This window comes from Micromonospora sp. MP36, assembly GCF_008119785.1.
In the GTDB taxonomy this organism is placed as follows: domain Bacteria; phylum Actinomycetota; class Actinomycetes; order Mycobacteriales; family Micromonosporaceae; genus Micromonospora.
Window position 1 is genome coordinate 60,592 of sequence record NZ_VSFA01000004.1, and the last position, 12,351, is coordinate 72,942.

Sequence of the window (12,351 nt, forward strand, 5' to 3'; positions counted from 1 at the left end):
ACCGCTCGCGCCAGGGTCTTCCGACCGTTGCCAGCCGGCCCCCGGTACGGGACGATCGTGCCCACCGGCGACGGCTAGGGGAGTACGGCTTGCTCAGCAGCGACAGTTTCAGCTACACCGTGCAGGCTCGGTGCTCGCGGGCGGAGGCGGTCGCCCTGCTCAGCGACCTCACCCGCCAGGGCGAGCTGCATCCGCTGATCGTCCGGGTCCGCCAGCTGCCGCCCCGGCCCGGCGCCCTGGCCAGCTACGCGATCACCGACCGGCTGGCGCTCGGGCCGTTGCACTTCCCGGTCACCTACCAGGCCGACGTGCTGGTCGCCAACGAGGACGAGGTGGTGACCGTGGCCCGGCAGCAGCCGGCCACCACCGTCCGTAACCACACTCGGCTGCGGGACGAGCCCGGCGGCGTGGTGCGGATCGACGTCGAGATCACCCTGTCCGCCCCCGCGCCCCTGTTCGGGTACGCCTTCCGGCAGGCCCGGGCGGCCCACCTCGGCCTCGCCAGCCGGCTCGGCGCGAGGTTGGAGGGCGGCACCGCCTAGGCCCGCCGCCCGGCGGTTTGCGGCAACTCCAGCTCGGCTGGCGGCCGTGATTCGGCCTTCGCGCCGCCAGCTGGCGATCCGCGCCGCGCCCCGAAGCCGTCGCTGGCGCCGGCGGCCGGCCGTCGGGTCGCCGGCCGGGCCCGGCGCAGCCGTCCCCACGGCTTGTAGGTGGACAACACGGTCATGAGGATCAGCAGGCTGCTGGAGACCGCCGGCGGGATGACCAGGTCCAGCCGGTCCCCGGTGGCGAGTTCCGGCCCGAGCTCACCGAGCCCCCGCACGGTCGGGGTGAGCAGCAGCAGGACCAGGCCGAGCATCCCGGTGCTGATCGCGAACTTCACCAGCACCCAGCGCCAGCGCAGCAGGCCCCACGGGGTGAGCAGCGCACTGACCAGCCCGATCAGCCAGACCGCCACGCTCAGTGGCGCGAAGAGGTACGTGACCAGCAGCCCCGCGGCCGGGTAGACCACCCCGGGATCGGCGCCGCGCAGCCCGGCGATGCCCAGGGTGAGCAGCACCAGGTCCGCGCCGAGCCAGCCCAGCGAGGTGACCAGGTGCAGGGTGAGCAGGGCCTTGCGCGTGGTGGGCGAGAGTCGGCTCATGCCCTCGATGCTCGACCGTCGCCGCCCCGGCGTCGTGGGGCGCACGGCGACATCCGGCGTACGTCGGTGGGCGTACGGTGGCCCGCCGGGCAGCGGGCCACCGCGCGCTCAGTACACCGACAGGTGCACGTGGTTGGTGTGGTCGCTGGACGGGTCGCCGTTGCCCCCGCTGTACGCCTTCCACCCGCTGCTGGGCAGCCAGATCTGCTTGTACCAGATCACGTAGAGCACGGCGAGCGCGTCGGCGTTGCGGATGAAGTACGCCGCCAGGTTGTTGCCGTACGTCTTGTCGCCGCCGGTGGCCACCCCGCCGAAACCGTCCTTCTGGGCGGCGAAGTCGCACGCCCGGCCCTTCGGGTGCTCACCCGAGCCGCTGGGGCGGTAGCAGGAGACGTACCGGGTGAACCCGGCCGCCTTGGCCTGCTGCAGGGCGTGCAGCGTACGCGGGGTGATGCAGCCGTCGGCCGGCGTCGGGTCGCTTACGCTGCACGACTCCGGCGGCCAGGAGCCGTCGGCGTTGCGCGGCGCGGGGGTGGCGTTCGCCCGGGACGTGCCCTGCACGCTGCCGCCGGCGGTGCCGGTGGCCCGGTTGTTCGCCACCTTCAGCGCGCGTTCCGCCTGGTCCTTGCGCTTGGCCATCACCGCGACCTGCTTGCGCTGTTCCTGGATCTCGCGGTTGAGCGCGGCCTGGGTGCGGGTGGCCTGATCCCGGGTGTCGATCAGGTCACGCAGCGCGCGGTCCTCGTGCGCGGCGACCTGCTGCAGGGTGAGCGCCCGGTCCATGAAGCCCTCGGGGTTGCTGCTGCCGAGCAGCGCCGCGGCGGTGCCGAGCCGTCCGGTCCGGTACGCCAACCCGGCGATCTCGCCCACCTTGGCGTCGCGTACGCCCAGCTCCGCGTTGATCGTCTTGAGTTGGGCGGTGAGCTGCTGCTGCCGGCTCACCGACCGGTTCAACGCCGCCCGCGCCTCCAGCCAGCCCTTGCTGGCCGCGTCGAGCTGGGCGCGCAGCGCCGGCGTGCCGCCCTCGTCGTCGCCGGGCGCGGCGGCGAGCAGGCCGGTCGGGGGAGCCGCCGAGGCGGGGGAGACCGGCGCGGTCGCGACGCCGAGGGCGAGGGCGAGCGCCGCGACGAGCAGGGCCGCCAACCGGGCGGCCGTCCGTCGTACAGGTGCCACTGCTGGCATTCACATGTCCTTCCGTCAACCGCCGACCGGGTTAGCTGACGGGTTCGGGACGGAAGATCCCTACCGCTGACGCGGATGCACCCCAGGTACGTGGTTCCCCGGCTCGCCGTGCTGCGGCGATTAGGCGACGGCCACCACGGGCGCCGCAGGAGCGCCGCCCGGCGGAGGCCGCGACCGAGCCTACCGGCGCTGCCTCGACCCGTCCCCGGTGGCGGTGATCGAAAATCGGGCATAAGCCGGCATTAGTGGCAACAGCCACTTGAATTTAAGGTTGTCCTCAATTACCACTCAACGGTGCCGCAGGCACCGGGTGACGCCCCGGGTTCGATCTGCAACGTGGCGTGATCGATCCGGAAGTCCTCGTGCAGCGCGGCCCGCGCGGCGGCGAGCACCTCGCCCACCTCGGTGCCGGGGGTCGTGGTGAGGTGCGCCGAGGCCACGTCCATGCCGGAGGTGAGCGTCCAGACGTGCAGGTCGTGCACCTCGGCGACGCCGGGCACCGCGGCCAGCCGGTCGTGCACCGCGGTCACCTGCAGGTGCTCCGGGGCGGCCTGCACCAGGATGCGGACCGCGGCCCGACCGAGCCGCCAGGTGCGCGGCAGGATGAACAGCCCGATCGCCACGGCGACCAGCGGGTCCGCCCACCACCACCGGGTGAACGTGATGACCAGGGCGGCGGCGATCACCCCGAGCGAGCCGAGCAGGTCGCCGAGCACCTCCAGGTACGCCCCCTGCAGGTTGATGCTCTCCTGCGCCCCGCTGCGCAGCAGCGCGAACGCGGCCAGGTTGGCGAGCAGGCCGAGCACCGCCACGGCGAGCATCGGTCCGGCGAGGACCTCCGGTGGCTCGCCGAACCGGCGGACGGCCTCGACGAGCACGTACGCAGCGACCGCGCCGAGCAGCACCGCGTTGGCGAGGGCGGCCAGCACCTCCAGCCGGTAGAGCCCGAAGGTGCGCTGCGGGTCGGTGTCGGCGCGCCGGGTGGCGGTGATCGCGGCGAGGGCCATGCCGATGCCGAGGACGTCGGTGAACATGTGCCCGGCGTCGGAGAGCAGGGCCAGCGAACCGGTCGCGAAGGCGGTCACCGCCTCGACCAGCATCAGAGCGCTGAGCAGCGCGAAAGCGGCCCAGAGTCGGCCCCGGTGGCGGTGCGCGGCGTTGGCCACCGTGCCGCTGTGGTCATGACCTGCGCCCACGCCCACACCCTTTCGTCCCGCACCCCGGCCAGGCCCAATCTATGCTCACATCGCTATATATGCAAGTGATCGGCGGCGCGGTGCCACTACGACGCCTTCAGCCCGGCGCGTCTTTCCCCGCGCGGCGACCTGAAGCCGTCGCTGGAGTCGTCGCTGGGGCCGTCGTCAGCCGACCGGGTCGAGCGTGGTGAGGCGCTGGGTCGCCCGGGAGAGCGCCACGTAGAGCGTCCGGACCCCGGACCCCGGATCGGCCCGGATCTCGCTCGGCGCCACCAGCACCACGCCGTCGTACTCCATGCCCTTGGCCTGGAGGCTGGTCACCACCTGGAGTCGGCCGCCGCCGAGTTCGCCCAGCCAGCCGGCCACCTCGTCCCGGCGCAGCACCGGCGTGATCACGCCGACCGTCCCCTCCACCTCGGCCAGCAGCGTGCGGGCGGCCGCCACGGTGGCCGGGGCCAGTTCGGCGGGCGGCACCGTCAGCTCGACCGGTTCGACGCCGGTGGTACGGACGGCGGTGGGCAGCGGCAGGTCCGGGTAGAGCCGGCGGATCTCCGCCGCCGCCACCGCGAAGATCTCCGCCGAGTTGCGGTAGTTGGTGGTGAGTTCGTAGCGGTGCCGGCGCCGCCGCCCCAGCGCCTGGTCCCGGGCCCGGGTCAGTTCCTCCGGGTCGCCGGTCCAGGCAGTCTGGGCCGGGTCGCCCACCACGGTCCAGGAGGCCAGCCGGCCCCGCCGGCCGATCATCCGCCACTGCATCGGGGAGACGTCCTGCGACTCATCGACCACCACGTGGGCGTAGTCGCGGTAGTCCTCCGGGCGCTCGCGGGCCGCCGCCCGGGCCGCCCGCTGCCGGTCGGCGAACGTGCTCAGCTCCCGGACGCCCCCGGCGAGCTGGAACGGGTCGCGCTTCGGCTTCGCCCGCTGCACCGGCTTGCCGAGCAGCGCGTCCAGCTCGTCCAGCAGGGCGATGTCGGCGATGGTCAGCCCGGCCCGGTCCAGCGTCCGGTACGCCTCGGTGAGCAGCCGGATCTCGGCCCCGGACAGGATGCCGCCCGCGTACCGGCGCAGCCGCTCCGGGCGGGCCAGCCAACCGAGCACGTGTCGCGGGTGCAGACGGGGCCACCAGGCCTTCAGGAACTCGCGGAACTCCGGCCGGTCGATGATCTCGTCCTCGAACGCGGGCTGCTCCGGCAGCCGGCCGATCCGCAGCCGGCGGGCCTGCGCGTACAGGGCGGCGAGGACGCCGTCGAACCCGGCCCGGCGCACCTCGTTGCGCCGCGCGCCGCGGGGCAGCGCCCGGTCCCGGATCGCGTCCAACTCGGCCCGCTGCAGGCGGAGCAGTTCGCCCCGGTAGAGCAGGCGCAGCTCGGTGGGGGAGTCCGGCACGGCGTCCCGGACCGCGCGTTCCAACACCCGGCGCATCCGCAGTGACCCCTTGACCGCCGCCACCTCCGGCGGATCGGTACGCGTCGCCGACATGCCGGGGAAGAGCGAGCCGAGCGAGTGCAGGGTGGCGGTCTCCTCGCCGAGCGAGGGCAGCACCGAGGCGATGTACTCGACGAACACGCTGGACGGGCCGACCACCAGGATGCCGCCGCCGGCGTACCGGGCCCGGTCGGAGTAGAGCAGGTACGCGGCCCGGTGCAGGGCCACCGCGGTCTTGCCGGTGCCCGGACCGCCGGAGACGATCGTGACGCCCGAGCCGGGGGAGCGGATCGCCTCGTCCTGCTCGCGCTGGATGGTGGCGACGATGTCCCGCATGCCTCGCCCGGTGGCCCGGGACAGTGTGGCCAGCAGCGCGCCGTCGCCGACCACCGCCAGATCCGGCGGCGCCGCCTCCGGGTCCAGCAGGTCGTCCTCGATCCGGGTGACCTTCTCCGCCGACGACTGGATGGTGCGCCGGCGGACCACCCCCATCGGCTCGGCCGGGGTGGCCCGGTAGAAGGCGGCGGCGGCCGGCGCCCGCCAGTCCACCACCAGCGTCTCGGCGTTCTGCCCGCGGATGCCGAGCCGTCCCACGTGCAGCACCTGCCCGCTGCGCAGGTCCAGCCGGCCGAAGACCAGCCCCTCGTGCTCGGCGTCCAGCACGTGCCGCCGCTGGGCGGCGTGGAAGACCATCGCGTCCCGTTCCACCAGCGCGCCGAAGTTGCCGACCCGGGCCAGCCGGTAGCCCTCCCGCTCGGCGTCGGCCGCCGACCGGCGCAGCTCCGCCAGCCGGGCGTACACCCGGTCGAGATGCCGCTGTTCGACGGCGATCTCCCGTTCCAGGGTGGTCTGGTCGCTCACGGCGGGGGCTCCTGTGGTCACGCGGCGGGCACGGCGGGCTGAATGAGGGTACGGGCCGCCGTCCCGGCCGTTGTCGCGGCCATGCCGGTGCCCGGCACCCGGGCGTCCCGGTTGCCCGTTATCCGGGCGTTCCCACCCCTGGTCAGGCCGCTTCCAGGGCGAGCCCGGCGCCACCGGGCGGCACCGGCCGGGCGGCCGGCGGCACCGGGCGGGCCAGCGCCTGGTGCAGCACCGCCGCGAGGGCGGTGTTCACCGCGTCGGGGCGTTCCAGCATCAGCATGTGACCGGCGCCGGGGCACACCGTCAGCTCGGTGGTGGGCAGCGCCGCGGCGATGGACTCGGCGCACGGCGGCGGGGTGAGCCGGTCCCGGTCCCCTACCAGCGCGGCGGCCGGCACCCGGCCGAGCGCGGCCAGGGTGTCCAGCCGGTGCTGGGCGCCGATCGAGGCGCGGAAGCCGCCGATCGAGCGGAGCGAGGCGTGTGCCACCGCCGAGGTGACCAGCCGGATGTCGGCCGGGTCGCAGCGGTCGCCGAAGAGCATCCAGCGGATGCTCGGGCGCAACGCGCGGAGCAGGGCGTGCGGCGGACGCCACGAGCCGCAGCGGGCGAGCACTCCGGCCCCGGTGGTCTCGGCGAGCCGGATCAACCGGGCGATCCGGGGCGAGAGTCCGTAGCCGGTGTGGGTGTGCCCCTCGGCGGTGGTCGACACGAAGACCAGCCCGGCGGTCCGGGCGGCGAAGTGCGCGGGGTGGCGGTGGGCGTACTCCATCACCGTCATCCCGCCCATCGAGTGCCCGACCAGGACGACCTTCCCGTGCGGGACGATCTCCTCGAGCACCGCGGCCAGGTCGTCGCCGAGCTGGGCCAGGGTGGCCGTGCGCAGCGTCATGCAGCTCGACCGGCCATGCCCGCGGGCGTCGTAGGTGACCACCCGGACCCGGTCGCCGAACCGCGCCCGCAGTTCGCCGAGCTGCCGGTGCCAGCTGCGCCCGTCCAGCGTCCAGCCGTGCAGCAGGACCGCGGTGACCTCCGCGTCGACCGGCCCGGTCGCCGTCACGTGCAGCCGTACGCCGTCGGACAGCCGTACCTCCAGGTGCTCCGGCATGTCCACCTCCCCGGGCCGGCCGATGTCTGCGCACCGGCGTAACCCGGCGGTAACAACCGGCTACCCGCCATGACAGCACGCCAACCGTGCCACGGAGAAGATTCCCGTCCACCCCGCGCACGATCGGATCAGCGACCAGGCTCACCGACTTGATTAGGAATCATCAGTGATCATAGATTGGCCGTGTGGAACCTCCCCGACTCTTAAAAGCCGCGCAGCGTTTCGGTGTACCCCTGTGACGCTAGGTGTGTGGGTTGACTCGGGAGAGATTCAGGTGACGCGGGTCGGGCGTAAGTGCTGGTTGTCCGGCATCGGTGTTGTCGAGGCGATGGCTTGGTGAGCGGGAAGGTGCCGCTGGGCGAAGGCGAGACGTTCCGCACCGCTTGTGCCCGCGCCGTGCTGCGGACAGGCGTGGACGAGGGGACCGGTGAGGTCCTGTCGCAGGCCGTGCTTGCGCAACGTATCGGCTGGTGCGCCGACCTGGTGGCGGGGATGGTCTCCGACCTGTTGGCGGAGCGCTGGAATCCCGCGGATGTGGACGTGCTCGCCTCCGGCGTGGACGCCAGCGATCGGAAGCTTGGGGCTTGACCCCTGATCCTGGACACGGGGTTTATGCGGCCGGGGCCAGCGTAGCTGGCGTTGGTCGCCTGCACGAGGGCGGGCGGATCACCGCGTTGGGGGCGGGTGGCCAGTTCCGGGCCGCCGGCATCCTCGCGAAACAGCACCGCCTCCGGCGGCTGTCAGAGCGGTTGCACGCCAAAGCCGACCACTACCAACGCCTCGCCGGCCGTGACGAGCGGCATCACCTCGTCGGCAAACTGGCGGTCCTGCGCGCCGAGATCCGCCACGTCTCCGACAGCCGGACGAACCTGAACGTCGCGCTTGCGTGGGCCGCCGCCAGATGGGCCGTGGACCAGGCGATCGCCGCCGCGGCGAGCGTGATCTATGTGGAAGACCTGCGGTCGTTGGAAGCCAAGGGCATGGGCGCCACCCTGAACACGCGCCTGTCGCAGCAGGTCCGTGGGCAGATCGTCGACCGGATGCGGCACCTCGCCGCCGAGGCGGGTATCGCCGTGGTCACCGTCCCCGCCCGGAACACCTCGAAGCATTGCCCGCAGTGCCTGACTCCGCTGCGGCACTGTAAGGCTCCCGACAAGCCCACGGTGCCGGGTTGGAAGTGGGCTGTCTGTCTCCACCAGTCCTGCCGGTGGCAGGGCGACCGTGACCAGGGTGCCTGGCGGCGGATCGCCGCCCGCGGCCTGAGCCATCAGGCCAAGACCGTCATCGACAAGGCCAGCGGGCACATGGTGATCCGCGCCGTGGTCGACAAACTCGAAGCCGCAGCAGTCATCACGAAGACCTGCCGGGGGGACCGGTCGAAGACCGGTCCCACCCGGCGCAAGGCATCACGCCCCGCGCCCAGGCGACGCAGGGCACCCTCCCCCACCCGGCCTCACGGCTCGGCGGGTAAGCGTCCGGAGGGACACGCACCAACGGACCGGCTGAGGCTGCCCCGCGCAGCCCACCGACACCAGGGCGTGAACACGATCAGCACACCCACCACCGGCCACCGGCCACGCGGAGCCGCGTTGGGCGCAGGATTCCACTTCCACGCCCACGCGTCCCCACCACGGTGGGAAACGATCCCGGAAACTCAATCCGACTCAGGATCACTAAGCTGATCAGGGACGCTGGAAGGCATGCCGCCGACACCGGCCGCCGGAACGGCCCGGACGCCGCGTACCGCCCTGGCCGAGCTGCTGGCCGGCAACCGCCGGTTCGTCAGCGGGCAGCCGGTGCACGGCCACGACGTCACCGCCGCAGCGGCCGTCGCCTCCGGCGGCCAGCAGCCCTACGCGGTGGTGCTGGGGTGCATCGACTCGCGAGTGCCGTTGGAGGCGATCTTCGACCAGACCTTCGGCTCGATCTGTGTGATCCGCACCGGGGCACACGTGCTGGACCACGCGGTGCGCGGCTCCATCGAGTACGTGGTGGGGCAGCTCGACGTGCCGCTGGTGATGGTGCTCGGGCACGAGCGGTGCGGGGCGGTCGGCTCGGCGGTGGAGGCGCTGCGCGCCGGCGAGCGGCCGGGCGGCTCGCTGGCATACCTGGTGGACCAGATCGCCCCGGCGGTCCTCGAGGTCGGCGCGGACGACCCGTCCGCCCACCCGCTGGCCGTGCGCCGGCACGTCCGGCGCACGGTGGCCACGCTGCGCGCCGACGACCTGCTGGCCGGCCCGGTCGCGGCCGGGCGGGTCGCGGTGGTCGGCGCCCTCTACGACCTGGCCACCGGCGACGTCGCCCTGCTGCCCGAGGAGTAAGGAAGGGCCGCCGGCTGACCCGCCGGCCGCCCGCGCCGGGCCAGCCGCCCGCGCCGGGCCAGCCGCCGGCCCGCGCCAGGGCCTGGAGACGACGAACCGCCCGCCGGGTGATCCGGCGGGCGGTTCGTGGTGTCGCGGTTGCGGGACTCAGCCCTCGAAGACACCGGCCTCGACGAGACGCTTCTCGGTCTTGTCCCAGCCGTGCTCGGGGTGGGCGGCCGCGAGGCTGTTGATCTCGGCGCGGACCTTGGCGGCGTGGCCGGCGGCGGCCAGCGCCCGGATCTCCTCGACGAAGGCCTCGGAGTCGGTGCGCAGGTGCGCGGTCTTGCCGTTGGTCAGGTTGCGCACGTAGGCGTGCTTGCCGCCGTTGAGCGGGATGAGGTACTTGAACTCGCCCAGCACGCTGAGGGCGCCACCCTGGCCAGCCTGGCCGGCCCGGACTGAGGCGCGCGCGGTCTTAGAGGTGTTGCTCGCCACGGAGGTACTCCTTGCAGACGTACGGGAGGACTGAAACGTCCGGGGGCTGTTGCGGGTGATGCCCGGTTGAGCCTCGGCCCGCGAAGATGTGCGGCGGCACAAAACCGCCCACAGAACTGTACACGACCTCGATGCCTGGCTGGTCATCGCGCCGTCAGGAGGGTCAACCGGGTTAGCCGCCCGGGTATTTCCGCCATCCCGGCCCGGCGAATTTTCCGATTCGCTGGCGCACCATCCGTCACACCGGTCATCATGTGTTGCGGATACCACTCGGGTGAACGAGGTCGTAGGGGAAGACGCACCTCGCTCTCCGGGAGGTCACCGTGCCAACGCGTGGCGTCGTATACGTCCACTCGACCCCGCTCGCCGTGTGCTCGCACGTCGAGTGGGCGATCGCGCGCGTCCTTGCCGCGCCGGTCAACCTGCAGTGGACGGCCCAGCCCGTCGATCCCGGCGCCCGGCGCGCCGAGTGCGGGTGGACCGGTAGCTCGGGGACGGGCGCCGAGCTGGCTGCTGCCCTCCGGCAGTGGCCCATGATCCGTTTCGAGGTGACCGAGGAACCGAGCCCGGGCGTCGACGGCGAGCGCTTCATGTACGTCCCGGGGCGGGGCCTGTTCCGGGCCACCGTGGGGGCGGCCGGTGACATCCAGCTCGGCGAGGATCGGCTGCGCAGCATCATGGCGTCCGCCCGGGCCCCGGAGGCGCTCGCGCACGCCCTCGACAAGGCGCTCGGCACCGCCTGGGACGCCGAGCTGGAGCCGTACCGGTATGCGGGTGACGGTGCACCGGTGACCCTGCTCACCCGGGTCGGCTGACAAAGGTCAAGTTGCCCCGGTACGCGGGGAACTGGTGGAATGGGCGGATGTCGGCCACCCCTCGACGTGCCCTCGTCGCGCTCGCCGCACTGACGGCGCTGCTCGTCTCCGGCTGCGCGAACCAGCCGGGGGGTCAGCGGGCCGCCGGGCCGGCGAGCCCGTCCCCGTCGGCCGCGTCACCGAGCCCGTCCGCCGCCGACGGCCCGGCGGCCCGGGCGGCGGCGCTGGTCGGCACGCTCGGTGACGAGGACCTGGTCGGCCAGGTGCTGATGCCGTACGCGTACGGCAGCTCCGCCACCAAGGTCTCGCCCGGGTCGGCCGCCGGCAACCGGGCCCTGGCCGGGGTCGACACCCCGGCCGAGATGGTGGCGAAGTACCGGCTGGGCGGGGTGATCCTGGTCGGCTTCAGCGCCGACGACCCCACCTCCGGCAACCAGGCCACCACCAACGTCGACAACCCGAAGCAGGTCCGGGAGCTGACCACCGGGCTGCGGGCGGCCGCCGCGAAGCTCCCGGCCGGCCCGGCCCCCTTCCTGGTCGGCACCGACCAGGAGTACGGCGTGGTCACCCGCATCACCGACGGGGTGACCCTGCTGCCCAGCCCGATGGCGGCCGGTGCGGCCGGGAAACCGGCGCTGACCGAGGCCGCCTGGCGGGCCGCCGGCGCCGAGTTGGCCGCCATGGGGATCAACATGGACTTCGCCCCGGTCGCCGACGTGCTCGCCACCCGGAGCGCGGTGATCGGCTCCCGCTCCTTCGGGGCGGACCCGAAGAACGCCTCCGATCAGGTGGCCGGCGCGGTCCGGGGGCTGCAGGCCGCCGGAGTGGCCGCCACCGTGAAGCACTTCCCCGGCCACGGGCTGAGCGCCGACGACTCGCACAAGGATCTCCCGGTCATCACCCAGTCCCGCGCCGAGTTGGACCGCACCGCGTTCCCGCCGTTCCGGGCCGGCATCGACGCCGGCGCGATGGCGGTGATGTCCGCCCACCTCGACGTGCAGTCGGTCGACCCAGGCACCCCCGCCACCTTCTCCCGCAAGCTCCTCACCGACGTGCTCCGCGGCCAGTTCGGCTTCCAGGGCGTGCTGGTCACCGACGGGATGAACATGCCGCCGGCCAAGCGGTGGTCGCCGGGAGAGGCCGCGGTCCGGGCGCTCAACGCCGGCAACGACCTCATCCTGATGACCCCGAACGTGGGCCAGGCGTACGACGGGCTGCTGGCCGCGTTGCGCGACGGCACGCTGCCCCGGGCCCGCCTGGTCGAGGCGGCCACCCGGGTGCTGACCATGAAGTTCAAGCTGGCCGACCAGCCGGCCCCGGGCATGTCGACGCTGGCCAGCGCCGAGCACCGCAAGGCCGCCACCGACCTGGCCGCCGCGGCGGTCACCCTGCTGCGCGGCCGGTGCGGCGCCGCGGTGCCCGGCCCGGTCACGGTCACCGCCTCCGCCGGGCGGGACCGCACCCGCGCCGCGCTGGCCGAGGCGCTCACCGCCGCCGGGATCCGGGTGGTGCCGCGCGGCGGCACCGTGGTGCACCTCGTCGGATACGGCGACGGCACCGGCGACCTGCGCGCCGACGCGGCGGTGACGGTCGCGATGGACACCCCGTACGTGCTGGCCGGCGCGAAGTCGCCGACGTTGCTGGCGACCTACTCGTCCAGCAAGGCGTCGCTGACCGCGCTGGCCGGGGTGCTCGCCGGCAAGGCCCGCCCGACCGGACGGTCCCCGGTGCCGGTGACCGGGCTGCCCGCCACCGCCTGCGACACCTGACCGGCGGGGGCCCTGAACCGGCCGAGCGCGACCAGCCCGACTGGTAGCGTTCGGGCCGT

Annotated in this window: 12 protein-coding genes and 1 riboswitch; of the genes, 6 read left to right on the forward strand and 6 right to left on the reverse strand. The window is 73.6% G+C overall.

Annotated elements, in window-relative coordinates; genetic code table 11:
• The first annotated feature begins 89 nt into the window (after positions 1–89).
• Entirely contained in the window at positions 90–542 is a 453-nt protein-coding gene (locus FXF52_RS06720) for an SRPBCC family protein (RefSeq protein WP_148794487.1), read from the forward strand.
• Here FXF52_RS06720 and FXF52_RS06725 read toward each other — a convergent pair.
• From FXF52_RS06725 to FXF52_RS06745, 5 genes are all read right to left on the reverse strand, one after another.
• The gene (locus tag FXF52_RS06725; RefSeq protein WP_148794489.1) at positions 539–1,144 is read right to left on the reverse strand and encodes a hypothetical protein; all 606 of its coding nucleotides are present in this window, start codon (positions 1,142–1,144) and stop codon (positions 539–541) included. The genes FXF52_RS06720 and FXF52_RS06725 overlap by 4 nt on opposite strands.
• 108 nt (positions 1,145–1,252) lie before the next feature.
• Positions 1,253–2,326 (reverse strand): hypothetical protein, encoded by a 1,074-nt coding sequence (locus FXF52_RS06730; protein WP_148794491.1) that lies wholly within the window; start codon positions 2,324–2,326, stop codon positions 1,253–1,255.
• Positions 2,327–2,330: 4 nt separating this feature from the next.
• Positions 2,331–2,463, reverse strand: a riboswitch (cyclic di-AMP (ydaO/yuaA leader).
• Between the two features lie 144 nt (positions 2,464–2,607).
• The gene (locus FXF52_RS06735; RefSeq protein WP_148794493.1) at positions 2,608–3,522 is read right to left on the reverse strand and encodes a cation diffusion facilitator family transporter; all 915 of its coding nucleotides are present in this window, start codon (positions 3,520–3,522) and stop codon (positions 2,608–2,610) included.
• A gap of 165 nt (positions 3,523–3,687) precedes the next feature.
• The gene (locus tag FXF52_RS06740; RefSeq protein WP_148794495.1) at positions 3,688–5,805 is read right to left on the reverse strand and encodes an AAA family ATPase; all 2,118 of its coding nucleotides are present in this window, start codon (positions 5,803–5,805) and stop codon (positions 3,688–3,690) included.
• 142 nt (positions 5,806–5,947) lie between these two features.
• Positions 5,948–6,910: an alpha/beta fold hydrolase gene (locus FXF52_RS06745; protein WP_148794496.1), complete on the reverse strand. Its 963-nt coding sequence runs from the start codon at positions 6,908–6,910 to the stop codon at positions 5,948–5,950.
• A gap of 336 nt (positions 6,911–7,246) precedes the next feature.
• Here FXF52_RS06745 and FXF52_RS42415 point away from each other — a divergent pair, with 336 nt between their 5' ends.
• Genes FXF52_RS42415 through FXF52_RS06755 form a run of 3 tightly spaced genes read left to right on the forward strand, consistent with a single transcriptional unit; the run spans position 7,247 to position 9,231 of the window.
• Positions 7,247–7,498 (forward strand): hypothetical protein, encoded by a 252-nt coding sequence (locus FXF52_RS42415; RefSeq protein ID WP_222870438.1) that lies wholly within the window; start codon positions 7,247–7,249, stop codon positions 7,496–7,498.
• Positions 7,495–8,592 (forward strand): zinc ribbon domain-containing protein, encoded by a 1,098-nt coding sequence (locus tag FXF52_RS06750; protein ID WP_222870439.1) that lies wholly within the window; start codon positions 7,495–7,497, stop codon positions 8,590–8,592. Before FXF52_RS42415 ends, FXF52_RS06750 begins: the two co-directional genes overlap by 4 nt.
• Before the next feature lie 18 nt (positions 8,593–8,610).
• The gene (locus tag FXF52_RS06755; protein WP_148794498.1) at positions 8,611–9,231 is read left to right on the forward strand and encodes a carbonic anhydrase; all 621 of its coding nucleotides are present in this window, start codon (positions 8,611–8,613) and stop codon (positions 9,229–9,231) included.
• A gap of 147 nt (positions 9,232–9,378) precedes the next feature.
• Here FXF52_RS06755 and FXF52_RS06760 read toward each other — a convergent pair whose 3' ends face one another.
• Entirely contained in the window at positions 9,379–9,708 is a 330-nt protein-coding gene (locus FXF52_RS06760; protein WP_148794500.1) for a hypothetical protein, read from the reverse strand.
• Between the two features lie 323 nt (positions 9,709–10,031).
• On the opposite strand from FXF52_RS06760, the gene FXF52_RS06765 reads away from it, so the two are divergent.
• The gene (locus tag FXF52_RS06765) at positions 10,032–10,523 is read left to right on the forward strand and encodes a DUF3145 domain-containing protein (protein ID WP_148794502.1); all 492 of its coding nucleotides are present in this window, start codon (positions 10,032–10,034) and stop codon (positions 10,521–10,523) included.
• A gap of 47 nt (positions 10,524–10,570) precedes the next feature.
• Positions 10,571–12,292, forward strand: a complete 1,722-nt coding sequence (locus tag FXF52_RS06770; RefSeq protein WP_148794504.1) for a glycoside hydrolase family 3 protein — start codon at positions 10,571–10,573, stop codon at positions 12,290–12,292.
• Positions 12,293–12,351: the final 59 nt, after the last annotated feature.